The following is a 19196-nucleotide window of genomic DNA, read 5'->3' as shown; positions in this document are numbered from 1 at the left end:
TTTTGTCTAATATGAAAGTCAAAAAACTCATGAATCACATTCTAATTCATAAGTTTTGATCAAACTGTATTCAATATAATATTTCGGTGCAACTTTGTTTTAAAATTACATTTCGTTCCATATCTGGCAAGAATTCATGCTGTCTATTTGTTTTAATCCCCTTTAACCTTGTGGAACGTCCTTGAGATGATACATCTTGAATGGTCAACCACGGCTTATAATCTTGTCCTATTCCTTTATTAATAACAATCCCTGTTTTTGAAAAAAAGATTGATCAGAAACAGGGATTATTCAGATTAAAACTCTTATTTTTTATAAGAAAGTTTGATCATTATATTCTATACCTATATGATTTAAGATCAATACAAGGTTTATCAAGACAATGTATTCAAGAGTTATTCCCTGACCGATTCAAATATACAATTCTGTTAAAATTTTTGATAATTAAACTTATTAATGCCAACTAAAAATACCATCAATAGTCCATCCTTAGCATACTCATTAAAGTTGATCACTCAATAGTATTTATTATTTAGAATCTAAAGGATCATGGCTAATTATAAATGGCATACGTTTTGATTTAACCATGAAGGTATAAACTGAATCCTCATTATCTTTGTACGATATAGCATATTCATTAAATTGAGGTACATATTCTATTTTTTCATACATTAATCCCTTATTATTATAATTTAAAGTTATATAAATCGATGTTGAAAATCTAACTGCAGCATATTGTATTGTAGTAAACTGTAAAGCTATAGTTAATACCGTTATTACTAATAAGAAAATAATAGTTAATTTTATTCTAGTTGTTATTTTAGTCATAACATTTCTCCTTTCAATCTAACCAATAGTATTTAGTATAATTATATTCTACCATTTTTTTATATTTTTCCTTGTAAAATAAAAGAGAAATTGGTATTATATTGTCAAAACAAAAAATACAATTGGAAGAAAAATTTATGAAAAAAAGAATATCGGTATTTCTAGCATTGTTTATTTTAATGTTATCTATTACCCCATTCTAGTCTTCCGCAGAGGAGGAAAAATCAACAAATGAAAAGAAAAACCCTTATATCGAGTTATACTATAAAGAAAAAACTGATAAGAATAATGGAAAACACACTATTCAGACACAAGTAGAAGAAAAAGATATTCTCAGCATTTTAGAAAATTACTATGAAGAAGATTTAATAGTATTTGATATACTTTCAGAATATGATAATAAATCAGATTTACTGAAAAAAATGATAAAATTATAGTTATGCATCATTTAATAGAGGAAGTTTATAATTCTGTAGAATCTAATGATCAAGAATTATTATTAGGTTATTTGGAAAGATATGCTTTAAGTTCAGATGATAAGAAATCTTATAAGTTTTTACAAAAGGTAAATAAAGAAAAGAATGTTAAAAGTGAGGTAGATGAAAAAGAAGATTTTGATAAAGGAATTTTATCAATAAAGCCTATTAATACTGTAAGTGCACTTGCATCTACTTATAGTGGTACTACGGCAGCTAGTTGGGCTTATAACAATTATAATAAATATAGTACTGATTTTCCTGCTTTTACAGAGTGGGGGAGTGATTGCACTAATTTTGTATCTCAAGCTATGTATCATGGAGGCATGGCTATGGGGGGAGACTGGTATATCTATAAGAAAAATGATAAATATCTAGTTCCAAAAAGTGCAACTGAATTGGATTATAGTTGGGATTTAGCTGATCCAAGCCCTTGGATCAGTGTAGAGCAATTCAGAAAATATTGGGATGGCAGATCTGTAGTTAATTCTTTCTCAAGAGATTATTATGAATCTAACCATACAACTATTTATAGTTCAAGTATTTATAAGGGAGATGTAGTTGTATTTCATCAAGGGGTTGCTGGTTGGATTACTACGCCAACACATTTAATGATAATATCTGGTTATGACACTGCTAATAGAGATTTTGAACTTGCAGGTCATTCAAATGAGAGAAGAGATTTACCTTTGCTAGATGCTATAGATGTATCCGGTGGTAATTATGATTATTTTGAAATATTTGAACTCCCTAGTTCAAATTAAATGCTAGAGATTTGCGCGATTTATTCCAGGAGTTTCACCCTAAATCACGACCCGTCATTGGCCAACATTGAAAACATTAAAAATATAAAAAAAATCCCACTGCATAGAGTGGGATTTTTGAGTTTACCAATCAGGATCAAAAACGGTAAATGATATAATTTCGGGTGCTACAAATGTTGACACAAGAAAAGTGACGAAAAACAAGGATTTGATTATTTCTCTTATTCTCATTTTTACCCTCCTCTAATATTTCAATTTGAGGTCTTTGTCTTGTTATCGTAATAAATTTCTAGTTTCTCAAAAGTTGAAACATCGATAGCTTCTTTGTTAAGAGTATGTATATTCATAACCAACCTTAAACATTCACTTTCTTTAGCAATAAGATCAACCTTAGCATATCGTGTCGCTGCTTCCAAATAACAATTTACCCCTTGCCTTATATCTTCTATTAATATAAAGTAATCTCCTTTAAGTTTGAAATAATGAGCCATCTCTGCTTTTTTAAATGGAGTAACATATGTAATTAATAGAAGCTTTTCTTCTAGTCGAAATAGTTTCTCGATTTCTGCTTGATTATTCGTCTCGAAGTAAAGTGTGATTAAAAGATTCACCACATGCAGCAAAGCAAAGTCTCCGCAATTAGAAATGGTATCTTGCATAATGGAAATCGCTATTTGATGATTTCCGTTTGCTAGATGTAACGCTGCTTCTATTCCTTTTGTATTGTCTTTTACTCTTGGGAGTGGGAATACTTTATACTGAATCAAATACTCTTTAGTTTGTTCATACTCACCTAAGTGATAACAACTATTACATAGAGCAAAAATCGTGTTTGCATGCATTTTGGTGTCACTAATCGTTTCACCTAATGCCTTTTCACCCATTTCTACACTTTCTTGAAATAAACATAAATTATAAGCATGAACAGCCAATTTATAGTACAATACTCCTCGTTCTTCACTTGTGAGAGAATTCGCAAAAAACAAAACACTTTTGCCCGATTCGTACGTTGCCCGAAGTTTGGTGAAATCATCACGTTCAATAAGATAGACCTGTAATAAACCCATAGCGATATATGGCATGATTCCGTGAGCACGTGAATAACTAATGATTAATTCATACAGACTTAATTTAACAGAAGGTTCTTTAATTGTTTCGGTCATTTCATATAACATCTTCACTAACTCTTCGCTGTCTTCTTCAGTAGATTTAAGCACTTTCATAGCTGCTTTATTAATCAATGGAAGGTGGTTATCTTTAATTAACTTATGTAAAATAGAAACTAAAATATTTTGTCTTTCCTCGACTTGAATATATCTATCGATAATCTCTTCATCAGGAATGTTCAGTATAACACCGATTTTCATAAGTTTTTCCAAGCTTGGGCGTTTAATTTGACCCGATTCAATTCTAGACAAGCTTGCTTTGTCTACTTTGGTTAATTTCTCTAATTGTACTAATGTCATTTCTGCTTGTTTCCGATGATGTAGAATGAGTTCCCCCAATGATGAATTAGTAGTAGTGGCAACCATTTCTTACACCCTTTCCATATCAATAGATATTACTATAAAAAATGAAAATATTTTCTATTTATATTAATATTTTAACATTTAGTATAAATTTGTTCAATAAAATAACCCACCACAAAGGGTGAGTGTTGTTGTTACTTCTTCAATTGTACGTTTGTTCTATCACGGCTGTCATTTTTGAAAGATTTCTTTCCGATTATACCAATTTTGTGATATTACTTATTATCTTGACCAAAGCCACTACTAATTTATTTCTATATTATGGTGTAAAATTTTCTAAAACCACACTATTGTTATCAAACAATAAAGTTTTTTTAAAATTCAAAGAAAAACATAAAACAGCTTATACATTCTAAAATTATAAAAATAATTGGTAAATCTCTTCATCTAAAGAATGAAGTGTTGGTTTAAAATAAAGTTTGATCAAAAATTCTATGCAAACCCATAATTTATGGCAAACAAAAAGAATCTATTTTGAAAAAGAAACCTCCAAATTTAATTTTTATCTATTGTTCTCCAGCTGTTCAAAGTAATCTAAATATTGTATAGCAATACCATCTAAAGAACTATGTATTTTTTCAAATAAACTGACGAAATTTTCAATATCTACAACAACATTATCAAATTGATTGATATAAAATTGTGGTTCCCCATTATAATCGAGCGTATAACGTGAAAAATCAATATTATAAATTTTTTTCCCTTTGGGTGTTACATTTTCGATTTTAGAATATAGTTCTGTTATATAATTTTCTAAAGATTCCATCATATTAATAGAGCTCTTCTTATTAGTATCGCCTTCAAAAATCGTAACAAGTGTTTTTACATCATTAAATAATTCCAATAAATTATGGTTTTTTATAAACGTTTTTTCTGAATTATTTAGAATTTTATTTAATGACCAAGAAATTGATTTTAGATATACCTCAATTCCATGATTAACGTTAAAAAGGATAGGATAAATTATTGAGTCAGCTTTTTTATCCCTGTTATCATTTAATACTTGTTCTGCTAACAAGATAGCTGATGTCATAAATCCCTCTGCTAGAACAATCATATTGTTAATTTCATCATGCTTACTAGTTCTCCAATTCAAATATGCATTTTTCCTTATATCAATGTTATATGAGAATACTTCCTTCAATTTTATCCCTCCATATACTCCAAAGTTTGTTTTAAAGTTTCCATACCAATGATTTCTAAATCAGTTTTACCAAGTTCACCTTCAACTTGAATTACTTCGATCTCTGAAACTATTCATCAAAGTAATCTAAATCCACCTTTTTTACTATATATTCTTTAACTTCTGATACACCTATATCATACTTAAATAAATAGTTTGCTAAACTTGTTCCGTTAATTAAAATTATCTTCTTTTCAATACGTTTAACATATTCTCTTGCTCCTTCAGTGTAATCAGAGGTGGTTATAAAAACACCTTTTCTAGCTCGTTGACCCTCTAGACTCCCAGCAAATTTTTGTATTTCTGGTCTTCCTACTACACCTTCCCACCGTTTTGCTTGAACATATATCATATCTAATCCGAAAATACTATTTTATCAACATTTAAAAATACCTTTTTTTCAATGATCATGGTTTTAGGACTCATTATTGCTATTTTTGGTTTGTGCTATCCTGCCTTCTTTACAGCAAATGCTATTACTTTAATTACGGTGGTAATTACATTTTTGCTAGTCACAGGGTTCTGGTTTCTGGTGGCGGCGGTGTTCCAAAATAAAAACCGTTGATGCCCCCAAAGCAACAACGGTCATGTAAATCTATATTATTATGATACTCAATCTTATCAAAAAATCCTGTCCGTTCAAAGTACCCCAAGAGCAGATCACATTTGATGTAATGAGCTCTTTTGCAGTAATTCTAGAAAAGAACGCCTTAAAGTAAAAGAGAGTTACCCTTTTTCTATATGTTCCCTTATAATAGACTCTTGTAAAAAACACATTAACCTGTCTACTATAAGGGGGGGGTTTTTTATGAAAAAAAAAGCAGTAGATTTATATTATCAAAAGAAAAATTAATCAGCTGTTATATTAGTAAAGTATTTGGCGAACTCTGTGATGCAGAAAGAAGGATTATCCATGAACGTATTCCGCCTAGGACACCAAGTATGAATGCTTATATAGAATGTTTTCATGCTTCATTGAGCGTGGTAATGAAAGGAATCCTTCACCACATTTGAAGATGCCCATTAAGCCATCTATGAGTACATGGATTTTTACAATCATCGACCACATGCATAGAAATTTAGGTAAACGTTCGCCATCAGTATTTATGCACTGGATCCTAGAATGTACCCATGATCTTTCCAAATATGAATTAGCAGTTTAAATCAACATAAAATACATTATTCTAATAGATATATTCTAAAAATTACAATTTCCATTAACTATTCTTCAGAATTAAGGGGTTAGACCGAATGATTCACCCCTTAAAATATTAGAAAAATAAAAAAACAACCTCTTAGTATCCCAAGAGGCCATTCTTATCAATCTTTATTTTAATCTACAACAAACAAAAAACTACAGGTGATTCTATCTAATCTACTCCACCGTAACACTCTTAGCAAGATTACGAGGTTTATCAACATCATTACCTCTTGCAAGAGATGCAAAATAAGATAACAGCTGTAAAGGAATAACAGATAGAGCTGGTGATAATACATCTAACGTTCTTGGAATTGTGAAGGACTCATTTACAACCTTAGCAAGTTCTTCATTTCCTTCTTGGTTAACACCTAATACATAAGCACCACGTGCAACTACTTCTTCAATGTTGCTTACTGTTTTTTCAAATACATCTTCTTGTGTTGCTAGTGCAATAACTGGGATTCCTTCTTCAATTAATGCTAACGTTCCATGCTTTAATTCCCCTGCTGCATAAGCTTCAGAATGGATATAAGAAATCTCTTTCAGCTTTAATGATCCTTCTAATACAACTGAAAAATCTAAACCACGACCGATGAAAAATAAATTGTTATGAAGTGAAATTTTTTCAGCCACAGTTTTAATTTGCTCAGCTTGCTCTAAAATGCTCTCCACTTGCTGAGGAAGCTCTTGCAACGCTGCTATCACTTTTTTCACTTCATCCGCTTCTACTGTATCTAACTTTTGTGCTAAGTATAATCCGAATAAATAAAATGCGATTAATTGCGATGTATAAGCTTTAGTAGAAGCCACTGCAATTTCAGGCCCTGCCCATGTTGTTATGACATCATCCGCTTCACGAGATACTGAGCTGCCTACTACATTTGTAATGGCTATTACACGAGCACCTTGGCGTTTAGCTTCGCGAAGAGCAGCTAATGTATCAGCCGTTTCACCTGATTGGCTTACAACGATAACTAACGTATTCTTCGTTATGATTGGTGAACGATAACGGTATTCTGAAGCAACATCCGTTTCTACTGGAATACGTGCTAACTTCTCAATGACATTCTTTCCAACTAGCCCAGCATGATATGCAGTACCGCAAGCTACAATATGAACACGATCAATAGATTTGATTTCTTCGTCTGTCATTTTAATTTCATTTAAAACCACTTGATCATTCTCACCTGAGATACGACTTCCCATTGTATCACGGTATGCAGTTGGTTGATCATAGATTTCCTTTAACATGAAGTGATCAAAACCTGCTTTTTCAGCCGTAACAATATCCCAATCTACATGAAAAACATCTTTTTGAATTTGATTTCCGTTCACATCCTGTAAAGTAACTTCATCTTTTGTTAGGATCGCCATTTCCCCATCATTCAAAATATACACATCTCGTGTATGCTCCAAAATCGCTGGAATATCTGAACCGATATAACTTTCACCCTCACCGATTCCGATGATCAATGGGCTTGCTAAGCGAACAGCAATTAATTTATCTGGCTCATCTTCACAAAGTACAGCTAATGCATATGCCCCGCGCATACGGTCCACGGCTTTTTGAACTGCACGAACGATGTCCCCTTCGTATAAATCAGAAATGAGGTGAGCAATGACCTCTGTATCCGTTTCTGAAGTAAATTCATGTCCTTTTGCAATCAATTCTTCTTTCAACGTTACATAGTTTTCAATAATCCCATTATGAACGACTGAAAACTTCTGTGATGGATCTAGGTGAGGATGCGAGTTTTCGTTGGAAGGTTTACCGTGCGTAGCCCAACGTGTATGTCCAATACCGATCGTTCCTTCTATTGGATTTGTATCTAACTCTTCCTCTAATACAGCTAACCGACCTTTAGCTTTCTTCACTTCTAATCCACGATTGGTATACACTGCAATTCCCGCAGAGTCATACCCTCTATATTCTAGTTTTTTCAATCCATCTATTAAAATACTTTTAGAGTCTCTATTTCCAATATATCCGACAATTCCACACATAATTTTTTTCTCCTCCCGTGAGACAGGGAGTGTTAAAAAGCTTCACAAAAATCACTTTTAAACACTCCCTCATACGTTTAATATGAATAAGTTCTCCTGCTGATTACACTAGGTCGTGTAAAAAGTGATTGATATTTAATTATAAGTTTCATCCTAATTGGAATCTTGTCAAATCGGTCACCCAATTCATTTGCATTCCAATTTCACGGTATGGATGAGCATACCGGGAGGTCCCCGCCGAATACTTCGAACACCTTCCACCTCGTCAACTTATAACCTTATGTAAGTTAGGATAAACTACGATTAATAAAGTTATTAAGTTCTGGCGCTTTTAAAACAAATAACATCGTTCCACCTTTCTTTTTTTAGGAGTATAGAACTATATTATTGCATTTTACAGAAAATGTGAACCCCTATTTTCATATTCATGGGGTTATTTTGTGAAAAAAGCTGCATAAAAGAAAGCAAATCTTTCTTTTATGCAGCTTTGAAATTCAATTTCTGAATAACTAAGATAACTCAGACTTAATTTTATTCACTATTTTTTCAGCATAGCTTTGAATCTGATCTTCATCAGGCCCTTCCACCATAACACGAATTAGAGCTTCTGTTCCAGATGGACGTACTAATACTCTACCATCATCACCTAGCTCTAACTCTACACCACTAATCACTTCTTCTATATTGGAATTGCCTTTCAAACCATCCTTATCATTCACCTTCACATTAATTAAAACCTGAGGATATTTTTTCATCATCTGTTTCAACTCACTCAATTTCTTTCCTGACTTCTGAATAGTGTTAACCAATTGAAGTCCAGTAAGAATACCGTCACCTGTTGTACTATGATCTAGAAAAATAACATGACCTGATTGCTCTCCACCTAAGTTATATCCATGTTTTCTCATCTCTTCCATCACATAACGGTCTCCTACAGCTGTTTTAGAAGACTGCATACCTAATGTCTCGATTCCTTTGTAAAATCCAATGTTACTCATGACAGTGGAAACAATTTTACTTTGATTCAATTTCCCTGCTTTATTCATTGCATCTCCACAAATACAAAGTATGTAATCCCCGTCAAGAAGTGAGCCTGTATGATCAACAGCCATCAAACGATCTGCGTCACCATCAAAAGACAAACCTAGATCAGCACCTAAACGAACAACTTCTGATTGTAGATTTTCTGTATGAGTTGAACCACATTTTTCATTGATATTTAGCCCAGTTGGTTCTGTCCCAATGGAAATAACTTCTGCACCCAATTGTTCAAATACTTTAGGAGCGATCTCAAACGCTGCTCCATTCGCACAATCCAACACAATTTTCAAACCTTCAAAGTTCGTATCCAATGTTGTTTTTAAATATTCTAAATATAATTCCTTTGCATTCGGTTGATCTGTTACAGTACCTAAACGATCACCTACTGGTCTTGGTAAGTCATCCACTTTTGCATCCATCAAACGTTCAATTTCTAATTCTGTTTCATCAAATAACTTGAAGCCATCTTGTCCAAAAAACTTAATTCCGTTGTCAGGTACTGGATTGTGAGAAGCAGAAATCATAACACCTGCATCGGCACCCAATTTTCTAGTTAAATAAGCTACACATGGTGTAGTAACAACACCTAAACGTATCACATTGGCTCCAATGGACAATAGACCTGCTACTAAAGCCGCTTCCAACATCTTACCTGAAATTCTAGTATCTAAACCAATAATGACAGTTGGTTTCTCAACCTTTCCCGCTAAGACGTAACCACCACATCGACCAATTTTATATGCTAATTCAGGAGTAAGTTCTTTATTTGCAATACCACGTACTCCATCTGTACCAAAATATTTCCCCATGTTCATTCTGCCTCTCTTCATCTCGTAATAAATACATATTATTATTGATTGTTATTGATTTCATTTTCTAATTGTTCTTCTTCATTTAAAACAGAATTCAGATTAGTGGAACTATCACCTGGACTTTCTTCAGAAATTGGGAGGATGTCTTCATCCTCAACATCTGATGGAATCCCACTCTCACCTTCAATCTCATCTATTATATCATCATTCGGAGACTCTGTTTCTTCTGTTGGTTCATCTAGAATTTCGTCTGTAATTCCATTCGTTTCTGAATCCGTTATCTCTGGTTCAGGTATTTCTTCAGGAATGGGTCTTATTTCCAAAGACACTTTTAAAGCCAACTCTCCCCCATATTTCACAAAAATAGGTCGTGTCAGTTGAATACTGCGTTCATAACTTCCTGGAGGAAGGTCTGTAAGATCTACAATTGCACTTATATTATTTTCACTAACATTTTCCAATATAGAAGGTGCCCCTTCAACTACTATATCTAATAAACCATCCGTTGGTTCATTAAAAGCCACTTCATATTGTTCCCTATCTAATCCGATAATTGTAATCGGGAAATCAGCAAACGTTTTAGTTTCAGAAGGTACAATGATGATTTCTACCTCAGCTTTCTGAGGTTCAATAAGTGAAATCCCATCTGGAGGTGTTAAAATATGCGTAGATGTTCGATCACTTGTTAAATTACTCAAATCGATTTCTATTTCATCATATACATTATATTCATTTAAGACCTCTTGTGGTCCGTAAATCTTAACTTCATCCACACTTTGCTTAAAGGAAACGACACTATACCCCTTTGGAGTTTCACCTCTTAAGTCCACACTTAAATCTAGTGTTTTTGAAGGGCTGATAATTGGGACTTGAACCTCCACAGTTGCAGGATTTATTTCAACATCAATTTGATTCCAATCCTCATCAAATGCGATTAGTTTAATTTCTTCAACTAGATCCTCATGCACATTAGTTATATCAACTGATCCATATATAGTTTTTATTTTCTCTATTACACTTTTTGTTCCTGTTACTGAAGTTTCTTCAACAGATAAAATTGCATTCCTTGCTGTATAGCCTTTTCCTGGCTCTCCTTTTACGTTTACTTGGATCGGAAGAGCAGTTGTTATTATTTCTTCTATGGTAATCGTTACTACTGGAGGGTATAATTCAACATCAACATTGTCTGGAAATCCAATTGGATTTAATTTTATTTGATGTGTTCCAGATGATTTATTCAATAAATCCAACTGAATTTGATATTTCTCATTTTCTTTACTTACAGTTTGAATATCTTGTGAATTTCCTCTTAAAATTACATTCACTGACGTGGAATATCTTTCAGTAACCTCTAAATCTTCACCTAGATTTATTTCAGTAATCGGGAAATCATCAATTTCTCTACTCTGAATGGTTGTGGCAGGATCTAAACTTGGAGGTGCAGGGGTTGCAACTTGCTGATCCAACTGAACAAATGCCCATAATAAAATACCAATGATCACTGCTGCAATTCGTACAACTGTTATGTTCCCTAACCATTTATCCATTTTGATTCCCTCTCCGCTTCCAAAATGAAGTTCTATCTTTGACATTTGGTTTTAATTCTTCGAATATTTTAGAAATTAAAGACTCTTCCTTCACATCCCTAACAACTTGTCCGTTCATTGCCATAGATATTCCACCTGTTTCTTCAGAAACAACAATACATAGTGCATCAGATACTTCACTCATACCTATAGCAGCGCGGTGCCGTGTACCTAGCTCCTTGCTTATAAAAGGATTTTCTGAAAGGGGAAGATAGCAGCCTGCTGCACGAATTTCACCATTTTTTATCACTACAGCTCCATCGTGCAAAGGGGTATTCGGAGTAAATATATTAATTAATAATTCTGCGCTTATTTTTGATCTCAATTGGATTCCTGATTCAATATATTCATTTAATCCCGTCTCTTTTTCAAATACAATCAAGGCACCAATTCTTCGTTTTGCTAAATAGTTGATGGATTTGATCACTTCACTGATGCGCTCATTCACTTCTTTTTCTTCTTCCGATACAACTCTGGTGAAGATCTTCCCTCTTCCTAACTGCTCAAGAGCACGTCTAAGCTCAGGTTGGAATAATATAATAACAGCTAATAGCCCGTAGTTAAATGCTTGTTCCATCATCCACTGCAACGTATTAAGACCTAATAGTAAACTAAAGGCCCATGCCACAATGACTACAAGTATTCCTTGAAGCAGCTGTACAGCACGAGTTCCACGAATGATCATTATTAATTTGTATATAACGTAACTGACGATTAAAATATCTATAATATCTAGAACGGTGATGTCAGTGAAAAATCCCATTGTATAACTCCCCTAGTATCCAACTTCAAAATTTCTCTATCTATTTTTTCACCTAAATAATTGTTAAAATTACATTTTTCTCTCTAATAATGATCATAACATAAAATGTACAACTTCAGAACTTTTACCATTGAAAAAAATAAACCTACGAAAAAATTAGGTATTCTTACCCATAAATGATCTGTATTTTTATATAAAAAAAAACCAACCCTTAATTGGGAAGGTTATATATACAAATGATCATTTTGTAAATAAGTCAAAAAAAACGCTAATTTTATACCAAATCCAATCTAACGTTTGATCAATATGGGTTACTTCCCCTGCAATTTTTTCAGCTGATGCCAGCAGATTTATTTCACCGTCAATAAGAGTTAAATCTCCGTTCACCGTTCCTTTAACCACAATCTCTCCATTTTCAACAATCAGATCTCCATGCACGGTTTGTCCTTCTGGAACGATAACTTGATTATCCTTTATCACTACATATTCCATACCGCTTCCTGAAACAATAAGGTTTGATTCCGGTTCATTCAAGGCAAATAAACTTCCCCCCATTATAATAACAAATACAGCTGCTGCAGCCATAGCAGGGTAACGTTTAGCCCAACTCATCCATCTGCTCTTTTTTTTCATAGGAATAACATCCATAATTTTGTCAGTTAAATCTTCAGGAACTGGGCTTTTTGGCAGAGAACGAGTTAATGCCTCGGTTTTTTCTAACTGAACTAAATTCTCTTTACATTTTGAACAAGTATCTAAGTGATGGCTTACTTGATGAAGCTTAACTCCAGCAAGATCCCCGTCCAAGTACTCATGCAATAAAGGATATACTTGTTTACAATTCACTTTGCCCACACCTTTCAGAATTCAAACTCGTTCATTCATTCTTACCATACGTATTCTCAAAATATAAGTTTCAATTTTTTTATTATTTTATAATAAATGACTATGCTCTAATCTTTTTCTAAGATATTCCCTGCCTCTATGTACTCTAGTTTTAACTGTAGTTACAGGCATATCTAGAATGTCACCTACCTCTTGAAGAGACAAATCATGCAAATAACGCAGCACAACAACCGACTTGTATTTTTCAGGCAACTTTTCTATCGCATCTCTTACATGTTTTTGTGTTTCTGAGATGATCAATTGTTGGTCAGGAGATTCATCTTCGCTAGGAAGAACATCATAGCCATCAATACCTTCCCCTTCAATCGTTTCAGCATCCAATGAATAAGCATTTTTTCGTTTTCTTAATCGGTCAATGCATAAATTCGTACCTATACGGAATATCCAAGTAGAAAACTTAAATTTAGCATCATATCTATGTATGCTTTTATATACTCTTAAAAAGGTTTCTTGGGTAATATCTTCAGCTTCTTGTTTATTGCCCAGCATTCTATAACCTAAGTGGTAAATTTTATTTTTGTATAAATCCACTAAATCTGAAAAAGCTTCATGATTTCCCTTTTTAGCTAATTTAATAATCTTTAGTTCAGTACTATCCACTACAAATTCCCCCACCATCAAGCTTTGCTATGGTCAAACCTATTCACTACTTTTTTTCGGCAACTATAATTCCTAACAATATCAAAAGCACACCTGACCATTGTGTAAACACAACAGCTTCTTGTAATACAATAACTGCAGCCAGAATTGCGGCTGGAAGTTCAACTGCTCCTAACATAGCAGACAAAGAACCTCCAATCTTGGGGATTCCTAAATTAAAACTAATCGTAGGTATGATGACACCTAAAACAGCTGCAAAAAGTCCCCAAAATAGAAATGCCGATAAATCACCTTGGACGTAAGTCTGGCTTGGAAATAAAACCATCATCACAACAATACTAGGCGGAAGAGAGGCCGTAATCATTATAGCTGATTTTATTACAGAATCAATGTTTGTTGCAACTCTCCCTGTGAATGTAATAAAAAAACTATATGTAATGGCAGATAAAAAACCGTATATAAAACCTCTTATCCGAATTTGCTGCATATCTTCTATCGAAAGACCTACAGCCAACACAGTTCCAAACATGACGATAATAACAGCCAGGACCTGGAATCTTGTAGGCAGCTTTTTATGTAAAATGGATTCAATAATAATTGAAATCCAGATAAACTGAAACAACAACACAATAGAAAGAGATGCATCTAAGTCTCTTAGTGATGCATTGATAAAAATGGAAGTGAGGGAGATTCCAATAAAACCTAATAAGGTTAGTTTCAACAAAGGAGCTTTCAACGGATTTTGCCATGCATGTTTCCTAAATATCATGATAATCCATAATATTATCATACCAAAAAATAATTGTCCTGTGGTGATCTGAAGTTCATTTAATCCAGCTTCATATGCAAGCTTTATGACGGATGATAAAATTCCATAACTTGAAGCTCCCACAATTACAAGAATGATGGCTACCCAGCGGTGCATTTCTTTCAATTTGACAACCTCCAAGCGAATTTTAACCCAGAAAAGTTATAAAAGCCGAAAGTCTGTGAAGACCTCCGACTTTGTGTACGGAAAGAAAACAGTTATGTTAAATGATGCGTTTATCCAGTATTTCGAAGTCCTGCTGCGATTCCGTTAATCGTAAGTAAAACTTCACGTAATAGATCAGTATCATCATTTTCTTGTTCACGTAATGCTCTTAGTTCTGATAATAATTCCACCTGCAAATAACTTAACGGGTCTACATATGGATTTCTTAAACGGATGGATTCCTGAATGACTGGAACATTGTCTAAGATCTCGTTTTGTTTTGTTATATCTAAGATAAGCTTACTAGTTAAATTATATTCATCCTCAACGGATTTAAACATTCGTTCTTGAATGCTTGAATCTTTTATCATATTTGAATATTGCTTTGCTATCAATAAATCAGACTTAGCAATAGCCATTTGTAGATTATCAATCATTGATTTGAAAAATGACCAGTTTTCGTACATGTTTTGAAGTATTTTTAAATTCTCTACCTTACCTTGTATAAAAGATTGTAATCCTGTCCCAGCTGCATACCAAGCAGGTAAAAGATATCTGCTCTGAGTCCAAGAGAATACCCAAGGAATCGCACGCAAGTCTTCAAACTTATCACTATTTTTACGTTTTGAAGGTCTAGAACCAATATTTAATTCTCCAAACTCAGTTAATGGCGTTGATTCTTTAAAGAAAGTAATAAAATCTGGGTCTCGGAATATCAAATCTTGATATTTAGTTAAAGCTGTCTCTGAAATACCTTGAACGATTTGTTCCCATTCTGGATCAACCTGCAATTCTTGCTTTCTTTTAGACAACATACCTGCCCTTATTAATGAAGAAGTTGCTTGCTCTAAGCTGCGGTAAGCAATTCCCTTTAATGAATAACGGGAAGACAATACTTCTCCTTGCTCTGTTATTTTGATACCCCCACCTAATGTTCCTGGTGGCTGTGCTAAAATACTACGATTCAATGGCATTCCGCCTCTACCTAAAGCGCCCCCTCTACCGTGGAAGAACTTTATTTTAATACCATATTTATTAGCAATATCCGTGATATCCTTCATTGCAATTCTTAACTCCCAGTTGGCTGTAATCGCCCCACCATCTTTATTGCTGTCAGAATATCCCAACATAATTTCTTGAAGGTCATTTACATCCCTTAAACTTTCTCTATATATAGGAATATTAAACAAATGCTCAACAATTCGAGGTGCTTCATGAAGATCATCTATCGTTTCAAAGAGCGGTACTGGTTGTATCGACAACCCATTTGGTTTAATCCGATGCAACCCATACTCTTTCGCTAGTATCGTTACCTCAAGCAAATCACTAACACCTTGGGTCATACTAATGAGATAACTTTTAATACATTTTTCACCGAATTCTTTTTGAGCTTTATATATCGTTTCAAATACATCCAGACATTCCTTTGTACTTTCAGAATAATCAAGATTCACAGTGGTTAAAGGCCTTGGATCATTTAATAACTCAGTTAATAAATTGATCTTCCCTTCCTCAGACAATACAGAATAATTTTCTTCGATACCAGTTTTGGAAAGGATCTCTGTAATCGCAAACTCATGCTCTTTACTATGCTGGCGAATATCTAAAGTAGACACATGAAAACCAAATAGTTCAACTTGTCTAATGATTTTTTTGACATATTCATCCGCAGCATAATCCGCAAAATGTCCTCTTAAGCTGCAATCAATGATTTTTAATTCATTTATAAAATCATCTGGGGAGTTATATTTTGTATTTTCATTTGAAACGGAAAACTCTGTATTATTAATTTTTTGAAGCATGTACGTTATTTTAATTCTGTATGGCTCTTTAGAGTTTCTCCACTGATCTGTGATCGGAATTTCAATATTTTTACGGTCTTCCTCAATAGAAGTTAATAATTCATCTGATACTTTTACAATACTAGTACTGAAGCTTAGGTGTTCTTTAAGGTTACTCAAAATTTCTCTATATTTCTTTAGAGCCAAACTTCTTTGCATTTCAAGCGTGTGCCAAGTTGTTTCAGCAGTAACTGATGGATTACCATCTCGATCTCCACCTATCCATGAACCAAATTGTAAAAAGGTTGGAACATGCCAATCTTGCTCAGGGTAATATTTATTTAAACAATGCTCAAGTTCCTGATACACATCGGGTAGAACATCAAATAAAGTTTCATCAAAATAGTATAGTCCATTTCTAACTTCATCTAGAACAGTCGGTTTTCGATCACGAAGTTCGTCTGTTTGCCAAAGTATCAACACTTCATTTCTTAATTTCTCTTTTAATAATTCACGTTCTTTATATGTTAATGTAGGATTGTCCAGCTGCATCATTTCTTCAGCTATGCGATGATGAATGTCTAATACTGCTCTTCTTGTTGCTTCTGTAGGATGCGCTGTCATAACTAATTCTAAAGTAGCTCCACTTAAAATTTCCATTACATCTTGATTAGACACATTTTTTTCTTTAAACTCTGCGATGATGCTTTCAATAGATCCAGGTTGAATAATATCCCCTGCTGATCTTTCATATTCTCTTTTTCTGCGAACTCGATGATTCTGCTCTGCAATGTTAACAAGATGAAAATAGATTGCAAATGCACGAATCACATTATGGCGTTTATCTGTATCCAATGTTTCAATTTTATTTTTAAAACTTTCCAACAATTCTTGCACAAAATTTGCTCGTAATGACTTACTCATTTCCCTAATCTCTTCTACAACATCAAGTAACTCTTTTCCTCCTTGATGAACCAAAACTTCTCCTAAAATATTACCTAAAAAACGAACATCTCTACGTAATGGATCTTTTTTATTCGTATCTACAGTAGTTTCAATCAACTCTCACACCTCATTTTTATAAATATTATATAAATATATGATACTAAAAAATAATGTAAAAATCTCTGATTTAACAAAAATAAACGTTTCCATTATTATGATAATGATGATATGTAGCTGTATACTAAAATATTATATTGAATAAATATACATTTTTCATTGCAATAATAAAAGCAATGGCAATGATTCAGTACTTGTTTAATAATGATTTAAAAATATTTCGAGGTATTATAGAATACTAACAAGAGGACATTGTTTAATTTAGTGGTGAAATTTCTTGAATATAGAATTTGTTAATTTATAAATTCTTATATTATTAAAAAAAAAGACCCTTCAGGTCATTTGTTATAAAATGGAGCGGGTGATGGGAATCGAACCCACGCGACCAGCTTGGAAGGCTGGAGTTCTACCATTGAACTACACCCGCATATTATAAGTGGTCGGGACGACACGATTTGAACATGCGACCCCTTGGTCCCAAACCAAGTGCTCTACCAAGCTGAGCTACGTCCCGATATAATATGAGTATTATTTTGTATCTCTACGATGCTTTAAATGGCACGCCCTGAGAGATGCAGTACCTGACTGCGATGTGTTGCTTTCGAAGTTTATGCTCCGACGAACTCAAACGTTCGAATTTCCTCAAGCGTTTATTAATTCTACGATGTTAAAATGGCACGCCCTGAGAGATTCGAACTCCCGACCTTTTGATTCGTAGTCAAACGCTCTATCCAGCTGAGCTAAGGGCGTATATGGAGCGGACGACGAGATTCGAACTCGCGACCCTCGCCTTGGCAAGGCGATGCTCTACCACTGAGCCACGTCCGCAAATGGTGCGCGTGAAGGGAGTCGAACCCCCACGTCGTAAGACGCTAGATCCTAAGTCTAGTGCGTCTGCCAATTCCGCCACACGCGCATAAAAATGGTGAGCCATGAAGGATTCGAACCTTCGACACCCTGATTAAAAGTCAGGTGCTCTACCGACTGAGCTAATGGCTCTCAATAATGGCTGGGGATACAGGATTCGAACCTGTGCATGACGGAGTCAAAGTCCGTTGCCTTACCGCTTGGCTAATCCCCATCAATTGTAACAGTGCCGTCGAGAGGACTTGAACCCCCAACCTACTGATTACAAGTCAGTTGCTCTACCAGTTGAGCTACAACGGCAAGCTTTATTGATGGTGGACGCTGACGGGATCGAACCGCCGACCCTCTGCTTGTAAGGCAGATGCTCTCCCAGCTGAGCTAAGCGTCCATAGTGTTAGTTTAGGAGGAATAAGACAGTATCCCTGCTTAAAGTATTATGGTGACCCGTACGGGATGCTCTTCATTTCATTACGAGACTGCGATGCAACCTCTTTCGAAGATCATGCTCCGACGAACCCTTGGGATTCTTCATCCCTGATGTTAATTATAATGGTGACCCGTACGGGATTCGAACCCGTGTTACCGCCGTGAAAGGGCGGTGTCTTAACCGCTTGACCAACGGGCCACGTTGGTTTTAAAAAGCTCCCAACCGGATTTGAACCGGTGACCTCTTCCTTACCATGGAAGCACTCTACCTACTGAGCTATGGGAGCATATGGCTCCCCGAACAGGACTCGAACCTGTGACAACTCGGTTAACAGCCGAGTGCTCTACCAACTGAGCTATCAGGGAACATTACATACAGTAAATAGAGAATTAA

Annotated in this window: 13 protein-coding genes and 12 tRNA genes; 1 reads left to right on the top strand and 24 read right to left on the bottom strand. The window is 34.4% G+C overall.

Annotated elements, in window-relative coordinates; translation table 11 throughout:
• Positions 1-528: 528 nt before the first annotated feature.
• Positions 529-828, bottom strand: coding sequence for a hypothetical protein (locus tag Q5Y73_RS24120; RefSeq protein WP_305994474.1), 300 nt, complete (start codon positions 826-828; stop codon positions 529-531).
• A gap of 439 nt (positions 829-1267) precedes the next feature.
• Here Q5Y73_RS24120 and Q5Y73_RS24115 point away from each other — a divergent pair, with 439 nt between their 5' ends.
• Complete coding sequence (locus tag Q5Y73_RS24115) at positions 1268-2068, top strand: amidase domain-containing protein (RefSeq protein ID WP_305994473.1); 801 nt, start codon at positions 1268-1270, stop codon at positions 2066-2068.
• A 251-nt stretch (positions 2069-2319) separates the two neighbouring features.
• On the opposite strand, the gene Q5Y73_RS24110 is transcribed toward Q5Y73_RS24115, so the two are convergent.
• The 23 genes from Q5Y73_RS24110 to Q5Y73_RS24000 all read right to left on the bottom strand — a co-directional run bounded on the left by Q5Y73_RS24110 (position 2320) and on the right by Q5Y73_RS24000 (position 19168).
• Positions 2320-3600, bottom strand: coding sequence for a helix-turn-helix domain-containing protein (locus tag Q5Y73_RS24110; protein WP_305994472.1), 1281 nt, complete (start codon positions 3598-3600; stop codon positions 2320-2322).
• Positions 3601-4099: 499 nt separating this feature from the next.
• Positions 4100-4741 (bottom strand): hypothetical protein, encoded by a 642-nt coding sequence (locus Q5Y73_RS24105; RefSeq protein ID WP_305994471.1) that lies wholly within the window; start codon positions 4739-4741, stop codon positions 4100-4102.
• A gap of 109 nt (positions 4742-4850) precedes the next feature.
• Entirely contained in the window at positions 4851-5132 is a 282-nt protein-coding gene (locus Q5Y73_RS24100) for a restriction endonuclease (RefSeq protein ID WP_371320274.1), read from the bottom strand.
• 1023 nt (positions 5133-6155) lie between these two features.
• The gene (glmS, locus tag Q5Y73_RS24095) at positions 6156-7985 is read right to left on the bottom strand and encodes a glutamine--fructose-6-phosphate transaminase (isomerizing) (RefSeq protein WP_305994470.1); all 1830 of its coding nucleotides are present in this window, start codon (positions 7983-7985) and stop codon (positions 6156-6158) included.
• 509 nt (positions 7986-8494) lie between these two features.
• Positions 8495-9835 carry a phosphoglucosamine mutase gene (gene glmM / locus Q5Y73_RS24090; protein ID WP_305994469.1) on the bottom strand — a complete coding sequence of 447 codons (1341 nt, stop codon included), beginning with the start codon at positions 9833-9835 and terminating at the stop codon, positions 8495-8497.
• Positions 9836-9876: 41 nt separating this feature from the next.
• Positions 9877-11385: a CdaR family protein gene (locus tag Q5Y73_RS24085; protein ID WP_305994468.1), complete on the bottom strand. Its 1509-nt coding sequence runs from the start codon at positions 11383-11385 to the stop codon at positions 9877-9879.
• Positions 11378-12187, bottom strand: a complete 810-nt coding sequence (cdaA, locus tag Q5Y73_RS24080; protein ID WP_305994467.1) for a diadenylate cyclase CdaA — start codon at positions 12185-12187, stop codon at positions 11378-11380. Before cdaA ends, Q5Y73_RS24085 begins: the two co-directional genes overlap by 8 nt.
• 240 nt (positions 12188-12427) lie before the next feature.
• Positions 12428-13033, bottom strand: a complete 606-nt coding sequence (locus Q5Y73_RS24075; protein ID WP_305994466.1) for a zf-HC2 domain-containing protein — start codon at positions 13031-13033, stop codon at positions 12428-12430.
• Between the two features lie 87 nt (positions 13034-13120).
• A complete protein-coding gene (gene sigW / locus Q5Y73_RS24070) occupies positions 13121-13711 on the bottom strand; it encodes an RNA polymerase sigma factor SigW (RefSeq protein ID WP_371320273.1) in 591 nt (196 codons plus the stop codon).
• 28 nt (positions 13712-13739) lie between these two features.
• Entirely contained in the window at positions 13740-14618 is an 879-nt protein-coding gene (locus tag Q5Y73_RS24065; protein ID WP_305994475.1) for a DMT family transporter, read from the bottom strand.
• 119 nt (positions 14619-14737) lie between these two features.
• Positions 14738-17509, bottom strand: a complete 2772-nt coding sequence (ppc, locus tag Q5Y73_RS24060) for a phosphoenolpyruvate carboxylase (protein WP_305994464.1) — start codon at positions 17507-17509, stop codon at positions 14738-14740.
• 353 nt (positions 17510-17862) lie between these two features.
• Positions 17863-17936: transfer RNA gene (locus tag Q5Y73_RS24055), tRNA-Gly, on the bottom strand.
• Positions 17937-17946: 10 nt separating this feature from the next.
• A tRNA-Pro gene (locus tag Q5Y73_RS24050) sits at positions 17947-18023 on the bottom strand.
• A 159-nt stretch (positions 18024-18182) separates the two neighbouring features.
• Positions 18183-18259, bottom strand: a tRNA-Arg gene (locus tag Q5Y73_RS24045).
• A 3-nt stretch (positions 18260-18262) separates the two neighbouring features.
• A tRNA-Gly gene (locus Q5Y73_RS24040) sits at positions 18263-18337 on the bottom strand.
• A 3-nt stretch (positions 18338-18340) separates the two neighbouring features.
• Positions 18341-18425, bottom strand: a tRNA-Leu gene (locus tag Q5Y73_RS24035).
• 7 nt (positions 18426-18432) lie between these two features.
• Positions 18433-18508 (bottom strand) — tRNA-Lys (locus Q5Y73_RS24030).
• Positions 18509-18515: 7 nt separating this feature from the next.
• Positions 18516-18590: transfer RNA gene (locus Q5Y73_RS24025), tRNA-Gln, on the bottom strand.
• 13 nt (positions 18591-18603) lie between these two features.
• Positions 18604-18676 (bottom strand) — tRNA-Thr (locus tag Q5Y73_RS24020).
• A gap of 12 nt (positions 18677-18688) precedes the next feature.
• A tRNA-Val gene (locus Q5Y73_RS24015) sits at positions 18689-18764 on the bottom strand.
• Between the two features lie 162 nt (positions 18765-18926).
• A tRNA-Glu gene (locus Q5Y73_RS24010) sits at positions 18927-19001 on the bottom strand.
• 15 nt (positions 19002-19016) lie between these two features.
• Positions 19017-19089 (bottom strand) — tRNA-Thr (locus Q5Y73_RS24005).
• A 3-nt stretch (positions 19090-19092) separates the two neighbouring features.
• Positions 19093-19168, bottom strand: a tRNA-Asn gene (locus tag Q5Y73_RS24000).
• Between the last annotated feature and the right edge of the window lie 28 nt (positions 19169-19196).

It is taken from the genome of Chengkuizengella axinellae (genome assembly GCF_030730905.1).
GTDB classification, from domain to species: Bacteria; Bacillota; Bacilli; order Paenibacillales; family KCTC-33759; genus Chengkuizengella; species Chengkuizengella axinellae.
The sequence above is the reverse complement of the archived record's forward strand: the minus strand, read 5'-3'. Positions and strand labels throughout refer to the sequence as shown.